At 32.2% G+C, this 19,916-nt stretch carries 18 protein-coding genes; 12 read left to right on the plus strand and 6 right to left on the minus strand.

Going from position 1 to position 19,916, the window contains the following annotated elements:
• The first annotated feature begins 82 nt into the window (after positions 1-82).
• The 3 genes from CLORY_RS09195 to CLORY_RS09205 all read left to right on the plus strand — a co-directional run bounded on the left by CLORY_RS09195 (position 83) and on the right by CLORY_RS09205 (position 1,708).
• Positions 83-655, plus strand: coding sequence for a DL-endopeptidase inhibitor IseA family protein (locus tag CLORY_RS09195; RefSeq protein ID WP_079423532.1), 573 nt, complete (start codon positions 83-85; stop codon positions 653-655).
• Positions 656-938: 283 nt separating this feature from the next.
• Positions 939-1,301 (plus strand): DUF2089 domain-containing protein, encoded by a 363-nt coding sequence (locus CLORY_RS09200; protein WP_079423534.1) that lies wholly within the window; start codon positions 939-941, stop codon positions 1,299-1,301.
• Between the two features lie 29 nt (positions 1,302-1,330).
• Entirely contained in the window at positions 1,331-1,708 is a 378-nt protein-coding gene (locus tag CLORY_RS09205) for an SHOCT-like domain-containing protein (protein ID WP_079423536.1), read from the plus strand.
• Positions 1,709-1,815: 107 nt separating this feature from the next.
• Here the strand turns inward: CLORY_RS09205 and CLORY_RS09210 are convergent, their stop codons facing one another.
• Entirely contained in the window at positions 1,816-2,877 is a 1,062-nt protein-coding gene (locus CLORY_RS09210) for an iron-containing alcohol dehydrogenase family protein (RefSeq protein WP_079423538.1), read from the minus strand.
• 10 nt (positions 2,878-2,887) lie between these two features.
• Positions 2,888-4,411 carry a M3 family metallopeptidase gene (locus CLORY_RS09215; RefSeq protein ID WP_207652188.1) on the minus strand — a complete coding sequence of 508 codons (1,524 nt, stop codon included), beginning with the start codon at positions 4,409-4,411 and terminating at the stop codon, positions 2,888-2,890.
• Between the two features lie 261 nt (positions 4,412-4,672).
• On the opposite strand from CLORY_RS09215, the gene CLORY_RS09220 reads away from it, so the two are divergent.
• A complete protein-coding gene (locus CLORY_RS09220; RefSeq protein WP_079423540.1) occupies positions 4,673-5,557 on the plus strand; it encodes an SPL family radical SAM protein in 885 nt (294 codons plus the stop codon).
• A gap of 786 nt (positions 5,558-6,343) precedes the next feature.
• Here CLORY_RS09220 and CLORY_RS09225 read toward each other — a convergent pair.
• Both CLORY_RS09225 and CLORY_RS09230 read right to left on the minus strand, forming a co-directional pair.
• Positions 6,344-6,823: an HD domain-containing protein gene (locus CLORY_RS09225; RefSeq protein WP_079423542.1), complete on the minus strand. Its 480-nt coding sequence runs from the start codon at positions 6,821-6,823 to the stop codon at positions 6,344-6,346.
• 165 nt (positions 6,824-6,988) lie between these two features.
• Positions 6,989-8,575: an ABC-F family ATP-binding cassette domain-containing protein gene (locus tag CLORY_RS09230; protein ID WP_079423544.1), complete on the minus strand. Its 1,587-nt coding sequence runs from the start codon at positions 8,573-8,575 to the stop codon at positions 6,989-6,991.
• Between the two features lie 526 nt (positions 8,576-9,101).
• Between CLORY_RS09230 and CLORY_RS09235 the strand changes: the two genes are divergently transcribed.
• Entirely contained in the window at positions 9,102-9,959 is an 858-nt protein-coding gene (locus CLORY_RS09235) for a DegV family protein (protein WP_079423545.1), read from the plus strand.
• Positions 9,960-10,227: 268 nt separating this feature from the next.
• Positions 10,228-11,544: a hypothetical protein gene (locus tag CLORY_RS09240; RefSeq protein WP_079423547.1), complete on the plus strand. Its 1,317-nt coding sequence runs from the start codon at positions 10,228-10,230 to the stop codon at positions 11,542-11,544.
• Positions 11,545-11,599: 55 nt separating this feature from the next.
• On the opposite strand, the gene CLORY_RS09245 is transcribed toward CLORY_RS09240, so the two are convergent.
• Together CLORY_RS09245 and CLORY_RS09250 are read right to left on the minus strand one after the other, a co-directional pair.
• Complete coding sequence (locus CLORY_RS09245) at positions 11,600-12,124, minus strand: YkoP family protein (protein WP_079423549.1); 525 nt, start codon at positions 12,122-12,124, stop codon at positions 11,600-11,602.
• Positions 12,125-12,168: 44 nt separating this feature from the next.
• Entirely contained in the window at positions 12,169-12,843 is a 675-nt protein-coding gene (locus CLORY_RS09250; RefSeq protein WP_079423551.1) for a polysaccharide deacetylase family protein, read from the minus strand.
• 221 nt (positions 12,844-13,064) lie between these two features.
• On the opposite strand from CLORY_RS09250, the gene CLORY_RS09255 reads away from it, so the two are divergent.
• The 6 genes from CLORY_RS09255 to CLORY_RS09280 all read left to right on the plus strand — a co-directional run bounded on the left by CLORY_RS09255 (position 13,065) and on the right by CLORY_RS09280 (position 19,633).
• Positions 13,065-14,183 (plus strand): sensor histidine kinase, encoded by a 1,119-nt coding sequence (locus CLORY_RS09255; RefSeq protein WP_169911576.1) that lies wholly within the window; start codon positions 13,065-13,067, stop codon positions 14,181-14,183.
• An 8-nt stretch (positions 14,184-14,191) separates the two neighbouring features.
• A complete protein-coding gene (locus tag CLORY_RS09260) occupies positions 14,192-14,809 on the plus strand; it encodes a response regulator transcription factor (RefSeq protein WP_079423554.1) in 618 nt (205 codons plus the stop codon).
• Positions 14,810-15,219: 410 nt separating this feature from the next.
• The gene (locus CLORY_RS09265) at positions 15,220-16,155 is read left to right on the plus strand and encodes an ABC transporter ATP-binding protein (RefSeq protein ID WP_079423556.1); all 936 of its coding nucleotides are present in this window, start codon (positions 15,220-15,222) and stop codon (positions 16,153-16,155) included.
• Between the two features lie 10 nt (positions 16,156-16,165).
• Entirely contained in the window at positions 16,166-17,293 is a 1,128-nt protein-coding gene (locus CLORY_RS09270; protein ID WP_079423558.1) for an ABC transporter permease, read from the plus strand.
• A gap of 1 nt (position 17,294) precedes the next feature.
• On the plus strand, positions 17,295-18,434 hold the full coding sequence (locus CLORY_RS09275; RefSeq protein ID WP_079423560.1) for an ABC transporter permease: 1,140 nt from the start codon (positions 17,295-17,297) through the stop codon (positions 18,432-18,434).
• A gap of 140 nt (positions 18,435-18,574) precedes the next feature.
• Positions 18,575-19,633, plus strand: a complete 1,059-nt coding sequence (locus CLORY_RS09280; protein ID WP_079423562.1) for an HD-GYP domain-containing protein — start codon at positions 18,575-18,577, stop codon at positions 19,631-19,633.
• The last annotated feature ends 283 nt before the right edge of the window (positions 19,634-19,916 follow it).

Consider the following 19,916-nt stretch of genomic DNA (forward strand, 5'->3'; position numbering starts at 1 on the left):
CAGCTAAACTTTCCTATAATTTGTCACGTATATGATAGTAGAAAATTAAATAAATATCATTTTTTTCTACGGGGGGAGTACAATGAAATTATTAAAAAGTAAAAAAAATTTAATTAGTATTATTACTGTGTTAGCAATACTTATATCTACATTAGGATGTAATGTTTTTGCAAAAAGCAGTAAAAAGATTACAGATAAGCAGGCTGTAGAAATAAGTTTCAAAGCATTTTATGCATTTGATAAACTGTTTGGACTTGGAGTTAATGGAAAATCAATAGACGTAGAGGGCAGGGAATATGGAAAAATCAGTTCAAAAATTAAGAGCGATAAAGCATTCTTTGCTTACATCGAAAAGAAAACTAGTATGGGAAAATACTATTCAAAAAAATATGAAAATAAGATAGTTAAGTTTTTAACTGTAATATATGAGAGTAACTATTATATGGTTGTAGGTGATCCTGAAATTGGTGTATATGACTTAGCTAGTGCAAAGGTTAAAAGCAAGAAATATAATGGTAAAAATGTAACTGTAACATTAGAAGGAAAAGGTGACGAGGGTAAGGAAGCAACTACTACAGTTGTACTTACTTATGAAAAAAATAAATGGGTTGTTAGTAACTGGTCAGAGCTAAACGAAGGATTACAGATGAAATAGAAGAGAAAATGAGGAAGAAATTCAGCTATGCTGAGAGTTTTAATATATTAAGTTAATTCAATATTTTCTCAATCTTTTATGTTTTGGAAATCGGCTGTTAGCCGATTTTTTCTTTAGCATATAGTTAATGAAAATATCAATACATATAAGATTCTAATTCAATTTGATTAACCTATTTATTCTATAAATTAAATATTTTAATTGTAATATTAAAATATTTAATTTTGGTATTGATTTTATTTACCACATATAATATAATTAGCCTAAGAAAGGAAGTGACTTTATGGATTATAAGGTCTTAAGCAGATGTCCTGTATGTTCTTCCCGACTTAGAATAGTGAAACTTAAGTGTTTGAAGTGCGGAACTATAGTGGAAAATAATTTTAAGATGTCAAAATTTGAGTATCTTTCTAATGAACAACAGAAATTCATAGAAATTTTTGTTAAGTGCAGAGGGAACATAAAAGACGTGGAAAAGGAATTGGGTATTTCTTATCCTACTGTTAGAGCAAAACTGGATGATGTAATTTCAGCTATGGGTTATGAGGTAGTAAGAAAACAAGAGAATAATGAGAAATCTGTAATTGATATGCTTGAAAAAGGTGAGATAACTGCTGATCAGGCAGTTGAAATGTTAAAAGAATAAGTAGTTTAATGGGTTTTGGAGGAGTAAAAATGCAAGAAGAAATAATGAAAATCTTAAAGATGGTAGAAGAGGGAAAGATAAGTTCTGAAAAAGCATCTGAATTAATAGAAGCTTTAAATAGTAAAAGGCTTCCAGAAACACCTTTATTTAATCAACATGTCAATGAAGATAGAGTATTGAGAATAAAAGTGATTACAGCTGAAAAGGGTGAAACAGTAAATCTGCAATTTCCAATTAAATTTGTAAGCGGAATGCTTAAGATGTTTGGAAAGATTCCTATGGATGTACATGATGTTGGAGATGTAGATATGAAAATAATCCAGGATGCTATTGAATCAGGCACTGTAGGCAAGATTGTTGAAATAAAAAGTTCTAAAGGAGATATAGTTGAGATATCGATCGAATAAAAGTCTTTCACTATGGTAATACAGGGTATTGGGAATTAAAGATTGTTTAATAGGTAAATGAGAAGGGTATGAAAAAGAATTCAGCTGGAGCTGAATTCTTTTTCAATTTAAACAAGTATATTTTTTAGAATAGCATCTTCATATAAAAGCTTTATAGCTAAATCCCTATATTTTTGTACATGCAAGAAAGTGTACCTGTTTGGTTTTATAGATGGAGCCATCAATATAGCCTTCTCAAAATCAGATTTCTTCATACTAAGCGTTTTTACATGTTCAAAGAAACCAGTAGAAATAAAAACTTTCGTGATTCTCTCATATCTGTGTTTTTGAACCTTACTCATAAGGTATGTTGCAACTCCAACTTGTATTCCGTGCAGCTGAGTTTTTTCGCAGAAACTGTCCAATGCATGTGATATAAGATGTTCGCTGCCGCTTGATGGAGCACTGTCTCCGGCAATTTCCATAGCTATTCCGCTCATTGTTAGTGAATCTACCAATTCTTTGAGGAAAAAGTCATCTTTAATTGTGCTGAATTGAGTCCTTACAAAGCTGTTTACAGCTTTTTTAGATATCATCACGGCAAAGTCATCCATTATGGCTTTACCCATCTTTTCTTCAAATTGCCAGTCATATAACGCAGTTATCTTTGAGACAAGGTCGCCTATGCCTGAAAACAGAAACTTTTCAGGTGCATTTCTTATTACATCAACATCCACTATTATTCCATAAGGCATTACAGCGTTGACAGATGTACGTTTACCACCAATTATAAGAGAAGCGTTTGAACTTGAGAATCCATCATTTGAAGTGGACGTTGGTACACTTATAAATGGAATTTTCCTTAGAAAGGCCATATATTTGGAGGCGTCCAGTACCTTACCTCCACCTATACCTATAATTACTTCTATATCTTTTGATAGAGCAAAGGCTTGCTTAACAATATCATCCATACTTATCGTATCAATCTCCTGCTGATACACAATATCTACTGAGTTATCAGTAAGAGAAGATATAACTTGCTTTCCAAACAGCTCAAAAAGACCACTGCCAAAAAAAACACCAACTTTAGTAAAGCCATTCTTATTTACTAAATATCCTATGTTTTTTAAATTGTTTTTACCTACATCCAAAATTGATGGTATTGCGATTCTATGAATACTATTTAACATAATGCACTTCCTATAGCATATATTTTAGTGAAAATTTTTCACCGCTGATTCTCTTAAATAAGTCAGGGTATGCATACATTCCTGATGGACTTATTACATTTGTTATCAGAAATTCACTAAATTGTAATGGTTTCTCTAAGATTGAACTACAGTTATAAGTTTTGCAGAATACTTTTTTAAGCATTTCGCAGGTAACATCTCCCATAAAATAATTATGAAGATATATAGGATGAGTAGTATGGTGAATTCTGTATCCCCATGGATATTCATCTGCGTAAGCTTCTTCGCCGAGAAGTTCTTTTTGAGTTTTAAACGCAAGTTTATTTATGTCATCTAGGCTTGTTATTTCATTTCTGTAAAGGTCTTGGTCAAACATAATATCATTTATCGCTCTAAGTGAATTGATTTTACTGTATTCTTTAAGCGCAGCAAATTGCTCTTTAACCTCCGGATCATTACCCAAAAAGTCCCTGTAAAATATCTCTTCATAGATAAAACTTGCAAATAAATTTGCTATTCCTTCAGAAATTATTCCGCTTACGCCGGCATTTAATACAGTTTCACAAGGATTCATTAAGAATGAATGAATTCCGTGACCACTTTCATGCAGCAACACGTTATATTCATTATAGAGATTTTTAACATTAGCCAATATTCTGGAGTCTTTGGCTACCTCTATAGGAAAATTATATCCCCATTCTGATTTGTTTGCTCGAGGAAATACATCATAGGTTATATTATATTTTGATAAATCTAATCCAAATTTAAGAAAGAATTTTCTTAATACTGAATAGAAGTTTGACATATCTACAGTTTTATTCATAGCAGGGGCTATTTTTGACACAACATAGGTTTGGTCCCAAGGCATCAGCTTATCGATCTTTAAATATTTCTGTGCGACTTTTGTCCTAGCTTCCTTCATCTTAGGAAGCACACCTTTAAGCTGAGACTTCCAATCTGCAAATAATTCCGTATTCAGTTCTTCATCATCAAGTTTAAGTTCTACAAAATCATTAAAACCTCTGAGTTTTGCATATTCTTTTCTAAGCTCTATAAGTTTAACAAAACCTTGCTCAACTAAAGGTCTGTTTACTTGAGTTCTTGCAAGAAAAGCTTCCTTTCTCTTCTCGCGATTATCTTCTGTACTTAGAATCTGTGCTATATCTACTGACGATATTTCTTTACCATTTATCTTGCTCCTGTGACTATTGAGAACCTTTGACAGCTCATTTGTAAGCTTATCTATCTCTAGAGACAGCTCATTAACTTCTTTTGAAAGATGAAATGGCTTGAATTTATTATATAGAATTTCTATTTCCCTTTTTTGCTTTTCAGTAAGATCAGAATCATTCTCATACAATTTTTCTATCGATTCAAATGATCTTTCTGAAGATAATTTTTCATTTATTTTGTTATAGGCTTCTTCAACACCAAAATCATAGCCTGCAGTATATAATACCCAGCTAAGTCTCTCGGCATTGGCTTCTGCTTCGAATACATCGTTTGCTATTTCATAAATTTTTTCCATGGTCATGCGAATTCTCCTTCTTTTACTAGGTAATTAACTAGTATATTATACCATAAACGTAAAATGGAATAAAATAAGACAGTTGGCATAAGCGGGGCCACTCTAGATAAACTTTATTTTGTTTTTATGTAAGTTATTTTGATATAATAAATATATTATGAACTAAATGAATGATTTAGCTAGATATAATCTAATAAAAAGTATAAAACTGTAAGCTAATTAGCAATAGCTTATTGAAGCGAAAATAATATATAGAGGTTAAGTAATATGATAAAAGAAATAAATGCCAAGCATATTCTAGGTATTAATAAAAATCCAAGTTCTTGGTTTGGAATAAAATATATAATGAATATATACAGAGGCTGCGAACATCGCTGCATATATTGTGATTCTAGAAGCAAGTGTTATGGTATAGATAATTTTGATGATGTGCTGGTCAAAGTTAATGCAGCTGAACTTCTAAAAAAAGAACTCAGCGGGAAAAGAAAAAAAGCGACTATTGGAACGGGTGCTATGAGTGATCCATATACATTTTCGGAGAAGAAGTATAAGCTTACTGAAAAAACTCTCAAGATAATTGCAGATTATGGCTATCCACTTCACATGACGACAAAGAGCAATATGGTGATGAGAGACATTGACATATTAGAAGAAATAAGCAAAATATACGCAGTAGTTGCATTTACACTCACAACTACAGATGATGTTCTAGCTAGAAAAGTAGAACCTTTTGCTCCGATTCCGTCTGACAGATTAAAAGCAATGGGAGTATTGTCGGTTTTGGGTATTGATACTGGAGTGACAATGATGCCTATACTTCCGTTTATTGAGGATAATGAGAAAAATATAATCAACATAGTAAAGCAGACCAAGGAATATGGCGGTAAATTTATTTACCCAACCTTTGGAGTTACGTTAAGAGATGTTCAAAGGGATTATTATTATAAGGAACTGGATAAGAAATTTCCGGGGCTATCACAAAAATATCAGAAAAGATTCGGAGAAAATTATTATTGCGGGGCTAATAATTATAAGAAAATATCAGAGACGTTTAAAGAGGCCTGCTATAAATACGGCATCTCTACAAAAATGCCATCCTATGAAAATAAACTGAATTCTATTCAATTAAGTTTGTTTGATAAAAAGGAATAAATATAAAAAGAGTTAAGAGTAAAGAGAAAAGTGAAGGAAGAAATTCTGATAGGCAGAATTTCTGAGAATTTAAATCTGAGTATCAACAGACAACTTTCAATATTAAGTAAATAGTGTGTTAAAAAGATATAGATATATAATAACAGTAATTTGTGAAGATTAAGAGTCAGGGCATAAAAAAGATTACATCAGAAGTAGGCATTTGGAGTGAGTTTAGTAATTACCCATGTCTTTGAGGGGAATTTCCGTTAAGATGGCGAATTGTTTGAGGCGCAGCCGAGTTATGAGCCATTAGGAAATTTGCCTCAAAGATGTGGTGTAATTACTTAATGAACGGAATTAGCCTACGTAGGATGTAGTCTTTTTTTACTCGTTAGGAATTTATGTATTTTGCCAATTGTGGATAACTTTTCATTAGAATCAGGCTGTACCCCTAAAGAGTAAGAAAGATGGGCATTAAATAAAAAAAACGATACAGCGTGGTTTACGAAGAAGTTAAAAAGAAACAGTAATATAATTTGAAATTAGTGAACTAAGATAGAAAGGTAATAGCATTAATAAAATAAAAGTATTATGTAAAAATTAAGAGTTAGGGCATTAAAAATGGTTACACCCGACGAGGCATTGGAGCGAGTTTAGCAATTACTCCTTGGCTTTACAGGATTTTCGATTAGATTCCGACGTCAGAGCGTAAGCGTCCTCGTAAGGAATCCGAAAATCCGCATAAAAGCAAGGGTGTAATTGCTTAACGCAGCGGAACTAGCCGACATAGGGTGTAACCATTTTTTACTTATTTATGTAATAGTCAAGTATCTCTAAAATGGCACAATACTTATCTACCATACATATTATAAAAGCTTCTTTATATCGCGGTGGTATTATTGTAAGAGGCCACATATGTTTCTTTATTATATCCTGTTCTATAAGGTTGAGATCTAATATGGTTTTAGCATTATCTAGGGCTATCTGGGGATGTCTAAAGGCATGTTTTCCTCTGTTTAATTTAGTTGTGCGCCAATCATATAGAAATAAATCATGAAGCAGACCACCCCTGGCAGCAGATGAAAAATCAAATCCAAAGGTCTTGCATATGACATAACTGAAATATGCTACATATATACAATGATCTAAACAGTTTGTATTGCAGTGTTGTTTAAAAAGCCGCATTTGCTGTACTAAATCATCCTCAAGTAAATCCTCTATGCAGGAATAAAATTCATTGTTAAGGTCTGAGGCTAAAGTATTTGATTTAATAAGAAATTTCATTTAATTTGCTCCTTGTTTATACCTAGTATGTTCTCTATGATAGTTAGTATTAACTATCATAGCATTAGTATAACACAATTTCAGCGCATTATATCAATTATGGAAGAGAAAAGAGAAAAGAGTAGAGAGAAAAAGAGCAAGTGGGAATTCAGCATAGCTGAATTCCTATTTTATTTCTAGATATTCGTCGTAAGTTGTTTGCTTATCAAATATACTTCCATTAGGTTTTATATCAATTATTCTGTTTGCAATTGTTTGAATGAATTGATGGTCATGAGAAGTAAAGAGTACAATTCCTTTAAAATCTCTTAAACCGTTATTTACGGCGGTTATAGATTCCAAATCGAGATGGTTAGTAGGTTGATCTAAAAGTACCACATTAGCAGAGCTAAGCATCATCTTAGCCAGCATACATCTTACCTTCTCTCCTCCAGAAAGAACTTTTGCCTGTTTTAGCGCTTCTTCACCTGAAAACAGCATTCTTCCCAGAAAGCCTCTAAGATAACTTTCTGATTTCTCCTCCGAGTACTGTCTCAGCCAGTCAACTAATGATAAATCTATGTCGTTAAAGAAGTCGGAGTTATCTTTAGGAAAATATGAAGTGGTTATTGTTATACCCCATTTAAAACTACCTGCATCAGGTTTTAATTCTCCTGTCAATATTCTAAATAGAGTAGTTATACCTATTTCATTATGACCAACGAAAGCTATTTTATCATCTTTTGAAACTGTGAAGCTTACATTGTCTAAAACTTTTTCACCTGCGATAGTTTTTGTCAGTCCCTCAACTCTAAGTATATCATTTCCAACTTCTCTTTCAGGTTTAAAGGCAACATAAGGATACCTTCTGCTGGAAGGCTGAATATCTTCTATGTTTATCTTATCTAAAAGTTTTTTACGTGAAGTTGCTTGTTTAGATTTGGAAGCATTAGCACTGAAGCGGGCGATAAATTCCTGAAGTTCTTTTATCTTTTCTTCTTTTTTCTTGTTCTGGTCCTTCATAAGTTGAAGTGCTAATTGGCTGGATTCATACCAAAAATCATAGTTACCTACATATAATTTAATTTTTCCAAAGTCTACATCTGCCATATGAGTACAAACCTTATTCAAGAAATGTCTATCATGGGATACAACTATAACAGTACCTTCAAAATTAATTAAAAATTCCTCAAGCCAATTTATAGCGTTTATATCTAAATGGTTAGTAGGCTCATCAAGTACTAAAATACCAGGTTTTCCGAAGAGAGCTTGAGCAAGAAGAACTTTTATCTTCTCAGAACCAGTAAGCTCTGAAACCATCTTGTCATGCAGTTCGGTTCCTATTCCTAGACCTTGGAGCAGTGATGATGCTTCGGCCTCAGCTTCCCAGCCGTTAAGCTCTGCAAATTCACCTTCAAGTTCAGAAGCTTTGATTCCGTCTTCATCGTTGAAATCAGGCTTTGCATAAAGGGCATCTTTTTCTTGCATTATTGAATAGAGTCGTTCATTACCCATGATTACAGTATCAAGAACTTTATATTCATCATATTGATAGTGATCTTGTTTTAAAACAGACATTCTAGTATTTGCATCAATTGAAACTTCACCGGTATTAGGTTCCACTTCACCGGAAAGTATTTTTAAAAATGTACTTTTTCCAGCTCCGTTAGCTCCTATTACGCCGTAACAGTTTCCAGGTGTAAATTTTAAATTTACATCCTCAAAAAGTTTCCTGCCACCATATCTTAAACTTACATTAGTTACAGTTATCACTTAAATACCATCCTTTTCATTAGAAATAATAGATGCAGTTTATTATATCGTAAAAGAAGTTTGTTCACAAGCAAAATGTTCATCATATCGTTAAGATTAAAGATTTGATTATATATAGAAAATAGTGCTAAAATTAAATATAAGACGAACTAAATGCTCTAGACGGAATAGTTAAGAGAAGGTGCATTAAATAGGTATGAGAGTTAAGAGTAAAGAGAAAAGAGAAAAGTGAAGGTTAAAATTCAGCCGGGCTGAATTTTGATTGTATAGATAATCTTAATTATTTTAATAGTTCTTTTGTAATACTAGGTATAATCTTAGTTTTTAGAAAGTTATCTGCCGATAATCAGATTTAAATTCTTAGAAATTCTGCATAGCAGAATTTCTTCCTTCACTTTTCTCTCTACTCTTTACTCTTTTCTCTTACCAATGTTTAAAGCATAAACTAACTACTAAATATTATCTTCATTTAACGTACTTTCTTAGTTCGCAATATATAAAAATAATATATTTAGGAGAAAAAAGTATGGCTGTAAAAATATTAACTGATAGCACTAGCTATATTAATGGAGCTTTAAAGAAAGAATTGGATATAACTGTAGTATCGCTTAGTGTAAAGTTTCCAGATGAAAGTTTCAAAGAAACAGAAATAAAAAATGAGGATTTCTATGATTTGATGGAGGAGAAAGGAATTCCCATATCTTCTCAACCGCCTGTGGGAGAAATCTATGATGCAATGGATAAAATAGTATCAGCCGGAAACAAATTATTATGTATATTTATATCTTCAGAAATGAGTGGAACGTATTCCACAGCGCATCTAGCAAAAAATATGATATTAGATAAAAATCCTCAAGCTGAAATTAATATACTAGATTCACGTTCAAATTGTATGCAGTTAGGTTTTGCAGCAGTAATTGCTGCTAGAGCCGCGAAGATTGGAAAATCTCTTCAGGAAGTCACTGAAGAAGCTAAGCTTAACGTGAAAAGAAGCAGATTTTTGTTTATACCACATAACCTTAAATATTTACAAAAAGGTGGACGAATTGGTAGAGCCAGTGCTCTTATAGGAAATTTTCTTAAAATAATTCCTGTTTTAACAGTTGAGGATGGCGTTACATCCATTCTTACAAAGGTTAGAACGAAGAAGAGCGCAGTAGATACGATGGTTCAAAGAATGGAATCTGACATAAGTGATTACGGCCTCGGAGAAGTTGTAGTACATCACATAAACTGTATAGATGAGGCTAAGGATTTAGCTGAAAGGATACAGAACAGCTATGGCATTCCAGTGACTATAGTTGATATAGGTCCTGTAATAGGAGTGCATGTAGGACCGGGGGCTATAGGAATAGCATATTATACTAAAAATGATATGAGATAATTGAAGAATCGGCTATTGCCGATTTTTTTAATCTTTAGGAATTTATGTGAAAGATATATATTTAATATGAATTAATAATGAGCTTAATAAATTTCTAACTATGTGGAAAATAATAGGTACATAGGTTATAATTACATAAAGAATATATTTCCATTTACGAAATATATAATGTAACAAACGAGTTTTTTATAGCATGTCTTTAAAGAGCTTAAGACTAGTACTATGGTATAAGAAATTTGTTGGGTAACAAAATGAAGGGAGATGTATCATGAAAAACAGATTTATTAAAAAAATTATTGGTATTACGTTGGGCTGCTTAATGTTATGTTCTGGCGTAGTCGTAAGTGCGAAGGATGGAGGGACAAGTAGCAATCCTGGGTATATTTATTATAGGAGTAATGGTAACCTATTTAAGGCAGCGGCTGATGGAAGCGGTAGTATAGAGATAGTACCAAATTATGATTCTAAAAGAATAATACCTGCCAAGAAATATGTATATTATTATGCTGGTCAAAATTCAACAACACTTTTAAGAGTAGCTAATGATGGCTCTGAAAAACAGGGAAAACGATTCGCAGAAGATGTAGTTAATGTATATGCAGATGATAATAACATATATTATATGACTGATGAAGGCAAGATATATGCCGCCGCATCTGACTGTGCGAGTGCTTCAGATGCTAAAGAAATAGCTGATATGGCAGATGTTAAGAACGGAAATACTTGGCTTGCTGCAATGAATGGCAGAGTGTACTATAATTCACTAAAAAGCGGTAGAATAGATTATGTTACATCAGTTTCAGCTGATGGTACAGGTAAGAAGTATTTAGCTAAAGGTATAGTTTCGAGTAATTATTATTTGAAAAAAGATAGTAAAAGTGCTTATTTAATGGTAAATACAAAACCACAGGAAACTCGATACTCTACAAAATGTATGGTAATGTATTCTATAAAGTTATCTACTGGAAGTGCAAAAGCAATTAATTCAAAGAAGCCTATTGATCATAATGCAGTTTCGTCAGGAAGATGGATAAATGGATATTATGTATATAATAGCGGAATAAAAAATGGATCGAGCAATTTTAATTACAACTCAGGGAAGGCATATGCATTAAGCACTAGTGGAAAGACTATAAAAATATATAAAAAATCAGCATATGAAGTAGCTAATTTAGGATCTAACAAAATAGTATTTAATGATGCAAGTGGTAATTCATATGCAGTAACGGTAAAAGGAAATAAAGTGTCTGCAGCAAAGAAGATAAGTGTAAAACTAACTTATCATGTTAGAAACCTTGGTGGACAAGATGATAAAAGCAATGCTACCTTATTTTCAGAATATGGGATTTACAGTGTTAATTCTCAAATGAAACCTAAAAAACTTACTGGAATTGAATGGGATGAATGTTGGTATGATTGGTATGATGACAATACTGCAGTAGCAGGATTATTCTACATAAATGCAGGAGATAATAATTATCTTTATTATGCTACAGCTGATGGGAAGACTAATATAAGAGTTTCTACAGATAAGGTAACTCGTACTGAGGATATAGACGGAGTTTATTATATTTCTCAATACTAAGATAAATAAAAAGAGATAGGCTGCACAACAGAGTTGTGCACAGCCTATCTCTTTTTTATAAATGTAATAAGTCATCTTTAGAAATCCAGCATTCTTTAGAAATCACAAAATTCTTTCTAAGTTTATTCTTACTGGTTTTAAGTACATGTCTTAAGAGGTTTTCCCATATGGAAGTGAAAATTCTTCTTATCGGATTCTGTATTTCCATAGTTTCAAAACCGCATCTCGAGGTTATATGAAAGAATGCTGAAATACCATAAACAGCTTTTACATTCTTGAAATTTTGCTGCTCAGTAAAACATTTTTTCAAAACATTTATTTCAGACTTAAAGCTTCTTACTAAATTTACGTAACTAGTGGTGTTTATGTTTTTCAAATTTTTATTATCTATATGTATTTCGATTACAATATCACCCTTGTTAATTATAGTAGAATTTTTAAGCTGCAGTGTTTTTCCTTTGTATCTATGCTTACTTATATATAGGAAATTTGTAGTAGTGTAAGGTATATGAGTCCAACCACATAGTCTTACAATAAGATTATCTATACCTGAAATTAACGGCTTAAATACATTGTTCATTCTAAATTATCCTCCGTCAAGCTTAAAATATATTTATGACAGAACTATAAATCCTTTGCCATAGCAAAATTAAACCCTTCCTTTTTAAGAATGGGCAAAATAGTTTTCAGCGCACTTATAGTTCGCTTAGGTGCATGATTTGCACCCCTACCATCATGAAGCAAGATGATATCACCAGGTTTTACTTTTTTTATAATTTTGTGCTTTATATAATCTGAGTTAACCCAACGGCTCCAGTCCATTGCATGAAGAGACCATAATATGATTTTGAAATTATGAATTTTAGCGTAGTGACATGTAACTGGATTGAACATTCCCCAAGGAGGTCTGAAAACTTTAACGTCAACCCCAAGTTCACCTAATATTTTGATGGATTTCTCTAAATCTTTTTTTGTTTTCATTGGGCTTGTAAATATGGCATTAGTATGTTTTAAAGAATGAAGACCGATGCAGTGACCCTCTGAAACAATTCTTTTTATCAAATAAGGATATTTTTGAGCTTGACTAGCTAGTACAAAAAAAGTGCACTTAACGTTATTTTTCTTTAGTACATCCAAAAGCTCTGGAGTATAACGTGGATCAGGACCGTCATCGAAAGTAAGAACAACAGTATTGCTTTCAGGATGAAATTTTTTGATAACCTTACTAGAAAAAAGCCTATAACGCAGGTTGGGAAAGACGACATATACTAATATCAAAGTCAGGATACCTAAATCCATAATGTCATCGACCTTTCCGAAAATATAAAAATATAAAAGCGTTTAATGTTTTTATATAAATATTATAACTTTAACTATTTTATGTCAATCGTTAGTAAAAGTATGAACTGGTACAGATAGGATGATAATTGATCTTATATTATAGTATAATTAAGGACAGGCATATTATAAAATTATATATGAATAAGCTTTCTATAAAAGCTGATATAGGATGTGAGATATTGGAAGTATTTATTGTTATATATAAAGCTATTATAACTGTTTACTTTATCATAACTTGTTTACAAAATCCTCAATATAAGTTTTCACAAGTAGAAATCATAGTGGCAGTGCTGCTCATCTATATTATAATTAATGTACTTAAAGAAATAATTGAACCAGAGAGCGTTAAGAATGTCCTTATAGGTTTAGCTATGGTAATTATTGCTATAGGATATTACTATGGCATTAAGCTATTTATAATATTTTGGTCACTAAGCTTCATCGAACTATTATATGCTAAAATTAGTAAGGTTATCATCGGTGTAATATTTGTTCTTCAAGGTATATTTATTTTTCATAGCTCATATATTAATCAATTCATACTATTTTCATGTTTGAGTTTCTTCTTTTATGATCTTTTGCAGAAAAGTTTTAACAGGATAAGTAACATTTTGATAGATAATGAAAAGCTAAGAAGCAAGAATGAAATGCTTATGATAAATCTTGAAAGCAGTGAGAAATTGGAACAGCAGATGGTATATACATCTAAACTGGAGGAGCGAAATAAAGTTGCTCAAGAGATACATGATAAGATAGGACATACTATTTCAGGAAGCACTATGCAGCTAGAAGCTGCTAAGATGCTCTTAGAAGTGGATCAAGAAAAGGCTAAAACATTAATCCAAATTACGATAGATGTATTAAGAGATGGAATGGAAAATATAAGGAGTACGTTAAGAAGTATTAAACCTGCGATTGAACAAATGGGAATAAATAATCTGGATTTATCATTAAGTAAATTTTCCAAGAGTTCAGGTATAAAGTCCAATTTATTTTGTGAAGGAAATCTGGATGTAATATCTTTTAAGCAGTGGAAAGTAATTTATGATAATGTGAATGAGAGCCTTACTAATGCTATTAAATATTCTGCAGCAAAGAGTTTATCGGTAAAAATACAGATACTTAACAAATTTATAAAGGTAGAAGTTAAAGATGACGGAAAAGGATGCGATGTCTACTCAAAAGGACTAGGTTTGATGGGTATGGATGAAAGAACGGCGGGTGTTAATGGAAAATTGATAGTAGATGGTTCAGATGGATTTTCAGTGATAACGCTTTTGCCGATAGTAAGGGAGTGAATTTATTAGTGATTAGATTACTTATAGCAGATGACGATTCGTTAATAAGAGAAAGTTTAAAGATTATCATTGGAATGGATAAAGAATTCGACATACTTGCAGCAGTTGAAAATGGGAAACAAGCAGTAGAGTTTTGTGAAAGCCACGATGTGGATGTAGCTATACTGGATGTCAGAATGCCTATTATGAATGGAGTAGAAGCGATCAGAGAGATTAATAAATCCACACAAACCAAGTGCCTTATACTAACAACCTTTGATGAAGATGAGTATATTAAGGATGCTATAAGCTACGGAGCTAAGGGATATATTCTCAAAAATAACACTCCGGATAAAATAAAAGATGCCATAAGAGTTGTCTACAACGGCAGCAGTGTTATGCAGGACGTGGTTATGGAAAAGGTCAAAAGCGGGTTTAATAAGGTAAAAATAGATGTGACTAAATTTACAGAAAGAGAATTGGATATAATGGAAGCTATAAGCGAAGGACTATCTAATAAAGAGATTGCGGCCAAGCTATTTATATCTGAAGGTACAGTAAAAAATTATATAAGCACTATACTAGACAAGACCGGATTGGATCACAGGACACAGATAGCTATATATTACATTAAAGGAAAGGTTTAAAAAGAGAAAAGAGTATAGAGTAAAGAGAAAAGTGAAGGTGAAAAATCGGTGGTAGCCGATTTTTTTAATTATAAGAAAGTTATATAAAATTCAACTGTGTTTGAATAAATTGTGTATGCTGTTAAAAGGATATAACTATATAATATGCGAAGTAATATGAAGATAACTCTTAAGAAAATACTATCAAATAATTGAACAAGAAAAACTATTTGTGAGAAGTAATATAGAAAATAATACTTTGTAAATGCATAGAGTTGGCATAGGGTAGAAAGTGGTTGGAGGAGGCATTTTCCAGCCGACGGAAATCACTTTCTACCCTTTTTTATGACTTTTGTCATGCTTAAGAGGTTACTTTTCTAACTAACGAAAAGCAGCCTCTTATTTTATAATCTTATTAAGGGGTGAGAATATTGGAAATAGTTAAGATAAATAACTTGACAAAGAAATATAAGGATTTTATTGCATTGGATAACATCAGTTTAAATATTAAAGAAGGAGAAATATATGGATTGCTAGGTCCAAATGGTGCAGGAAAGAGCACCACAATAAATATGATTTGCGGCCTTATTTCGATTACTAAAGGCGAAATAGCTATACTTGGTAAGAACTCGGTAAAAGAAGCAAATTTTACGAAGAAAAATATAGGAGTTGTGCCTCAGGATATAGCTATTTATGAGGATTTGACATGTATTGAAAATGTGAAATTCTTTGCAAGTCTTTATGGGTTAAGGGGCAGTGTACTAGAAAAAAGTGCAAAGGAAGCTCTTGAATTTGTAGGATTATTAGATAAGGCAAAGGCTTTGCCTGACAGCTTTTCCGGAGGCATGAAGAGAAGGCTTAATATAGCTTGTGCTATTGCGCATACACCTAAACTCATTATTATGGACGAGCCGACAGTTGGAATAGATCCTCAATCGAGAAATCATATATTACAGGCTGTGAAAAAACTAAATGAGGACGGATGTACTATCATATATACAAGCCATTATATGGAGGAGATAGAGCATATTTGCACTAGAATAGGGATTATTGATCATGGAAAACTCATAGCCGAAGGCAGTAAAGAAGAACTTAAATCTATAGTTACAGATAAAAATACTGTATTTATCACTGCAAGTAATGTTGAAGATGTAAATGAAGAAGACATTCTGAAGATATCTGGAGTTATCGGTGTAGATATAAATGAAAATACAGTAAAGATAGATTCTCAAAAGGACATAAACAACTTTGATAAATTGGTACTTTATTTTACTGAAAATAACATACGCATAAATAATTTAGAGAACAAAGTGCCGGATTTAGAGACTGTATTTCTGACACTTACAGGTCGAAAGCTTAGAGACTAGAGGTGAAGTGATGAATATAGCAATTATTATTATTAAAGAGATAAAGCAGACCCTAAGAGATAAAAGGTCTATGGCAATGATGATATTATTTCCTATATTATTAATAGCTGTTTTAGGAGCAGCATTGAAGAGCGGTTTTAACAACAACATTGGAAAAGCAGAAGTACTTTATAGTATAACCAGCAATTCGGAGGCAGCGAGAAGTTTTAAAACTAACATTATAGAAAAAGGTAAAGAATACAATATAAACTTTAAAAAAACAAAAGATATAGAAAAAAGTAAGGAAGAACTTGGGAAAATTACGAAATATGATTCACTTATAGTTATGTCTGATGATAATAAAATAAAAATCTATAGAAGCAGTGACAGCGGTTTGCTTTCAGGGTTGTCAAGCACTATAGTAAGATCATTTGCCCAAGAATACAACACAATAGCTAATATCGCTAAGGAAAATCCTGCAAAATTAAAACAGGTATTAACTTCTGGCGATGGGGACTCAGAATATACTAAAATTACATCCATCGGAGCTTTAAAAACTCCAACATCTTTAGGATATTATGCAGTTACGATGACGACTCTTATTATAATGTATGGTGCAGTATATGGCTTATTAGGAATTACAAGTGAAAGACAGGAAAGAACACAAAATAGAATTCTAGCGGCGCCTATTAGAAAATACGAGTTTCTTGCAGGAAAAATGCTGGGTATTATGCTTAGCATTATGCTTCAGATAATTATAGAATTCTTAGTTACTAAATATATTATGGGAGTTTATTGGGGAAATGCTATACCACTGGTTCTCCTAGTACTTTTTTCGCAGATCGTAATGGTCGTCAGTTTAGGAATTAGTTTGGGTTTTGTGTTTAAAAACCAAAATGCTGCGCGAAGCGTTATCGATGTGGGGACGCCTATAATGGTATTCCTAGCAGGCGGATATATACAAGTAGATAATATGGGTGGTCAAATTTTTCAGACAATAAGAAATATATCTCCTGTAAACTGGACTAATAAGGCTATATTCGGTACGGTGTATGGAGGAGACACATCAAAAGTTCTGCCGGCAGTGTTTATAAACATGGCTATAGCTGCTGTTTTGATTATCATTTCTTCGATTATGTTTAGAAAGGAGGCAGCATAATATGAGTAATGCATTTATCATTGCAAAAAACACTCTTAAGATAGTATTTAAGAAGAAGATAAATATATTTATCTATATATTACTGCCTGTAGTTATTGTAGTTGCTTTAGTAAACTTATTATCATTTGGAGATAGCAAAATTAATGTGGGTATATATAATCAAGGTAAAAGTGGAACTTTATCTGATGACTTTGTTCGTTCTATTAAGAATCAATCTAGATATAGGGTTAAATATGTTAATAAAGCTGATATTAAGAAGGTTCTTGTAAATCAGAAAGTAGACTGTATAGTAATGATACCACGTGCATTCGACGAGAAGGTTTATGCTGGAAGAATTAATAAAATCGATATAAAAAGTATAAAAGGACAGGATGCTACGGCGTGGATAAAAAAATATATAGATTTCTATATAAGTAATCTTATGAAAATAAGCCGAGCTAGTAATGGGAATAGAGAGGTTTTTGATAATATATATAAAGACAGCGATCAACTAAAAGTAAAGGAAATAAAACTGAAAGGGCAATATAGGAATAATACATTATCTGAAATGAGTATCGGGTTTGTAACAATGTTTATGTTACTGGGATCGTCCACAGTTTCAGGCTTTATATTGAAGGAGAAACGTAAGAGAACTTATTTTAGAATTTTTTCAACACCAACTAGTGAAAGAACTTATCTTATAGGAAACTTTTTAGCAGGTATGTTTGTGCTGTTGACACAGGCAGCTTTAATATCATTTTTTATAACCGGAATACTAGGCATGGATGTAAAAATGAACAGTGTAGAATTATTTTTTATGCTGGCTGTGTTTAGTCTTGTAAGTTCAGCGCTGGGATCAACGATTGTTGCTTTTGCTCAAAACACCAGTCAGGCAGGTTATATATCTACATTTATAGTAACGCCTTCAAGTATGCTTTCAGGATGTTTTTGGCCGGTAGATGTGATGCCTGATTTTATGCAGAAGTTATCTTATTTTTTCCCTCAAAGATGGCTTATTGAGGGTGTAAGAAGGGTGCAGCAGTCTGGAAACTATGCGAAAGCTTTTCCTTGTATGATGATTATATTAGGTTTTGCCGTAGCATTATTTCTTTTGAGTATGTTTAAGATAAAAACAAGCAAAAGTATAAAAAACTTTGTCTAAAAGGCAAGTTAAATATTAAATTAAGTATAATTTAAGCGAAAAGTAAATTTATATGCAAAAAACCATTTAGAAATCTAAAAAGCTAACGATAATATACCTAGTACATCCTGATTTATTAATTTTTTATGAGGTGAAACGGTATGTTAGCAAATAAAAAAACTGTAGCAATTGACAAATTGGAACCTGGAATGATATCTGCAAGTGACATAAATGTTCAAGATAAAGTATTGGTAGCAAAAGGAGTAGCTATTACAGAAAGCGCTATTGAAAGGCTGAAACAGAGCTATATAGTTGACAAAATAGATATATATGTTGATGAAGAAATAGAAGAAGCTATGGCTGTGAAAAAAAACACAGTAGAGGAGATACACAATAATTTTAATGAATTTGCTTCAAATCTTAAGGATATATTTACTAACATAGATAAACTTAAGTCAACAGGTATGGATGATGTAAGAGCATTTACAAGAAAAATTCAAGACGAGTTTAAAGCTACTGGATTAGTTATCCGTGATATAGTATTGAATGGAAGTGGAAATGACAGTATATATCGACACAGTGTAAATGTTTCAGCTATAGGTTTTATACTTGGTAAGTGGCTTGGCTTGAATGAGAGAGATTTGAATTTATTAACTTATTCAGCTATACTGCATGATATGGGAAAAACTGAGCTTAGTGACAGAATAATAGCTAATGAGGGAAGACTGACTTCAGATGAATTTGCAATTTTTAAACAGCATCCGGTTATTGCGTACAATATAGTAAAACAAATACCTTACTTGGATCCATCTGTTAGTTATGGTGTGCTTATGCATCATGAGCGAGGAGATGGCTCAGGATATCCGCTTGGTATTAAAGAAGATAAAATTCACAAGTTTGCTAAGATATTAGCTATTGCTGATATGTTTGATGAGCTTAGTTCAGGAAGATCTGAAAAAGAGTGCAAAGGGCCGTTTGATACATTACAGATATTGCATGAAGAAAGTCTTGGAAAACTCGATCCAACTTATTGTGATATGTTTATAAATCATATAGTGAATTATTTTATGGGCGAGATGGTACTTTTGAACGATAAAAGAACCTGTAAGGTAATACAGGTTCAGATGAACGATTTAACTAGACCGCTTTTACTTGATGACAATGGTTTCTTAGATCTGAGAAATGAGAAAGATTTATTTGTAGAAAAACTTCTTGTATAATTCATGAGTTAAAAGTGAAGGAGTGTCCTTCACTTTTTTCTTTTCTCTTAGGTGGAATCGACACAGAAATAGAAAAGATATCCGCGAACGATTACATTGAGTAAATCTAATGCATTACAAATAAAAGTATTTGATTGCCAAATGGATACGGCTGTGTTACAATATAATAAGATAAATGATCTTGATCTTTTATCGGGATTTAATACGGTTAACAACATTCCCTTTTTTCAGGAACGTAGTTTAATTCAGTTTTTAAATCTAATTATATGGAAAAGGAGGAATG

The sequence above is a fragment of the Clostridium oryzae genome, assembly GCF_002029235.1.
Lineage (GTDB): Bacteria > Bacillota > Clostridia > Clostridiales > Clostridiaceae > Clostridium_AE > Clostridium_AE oryzae.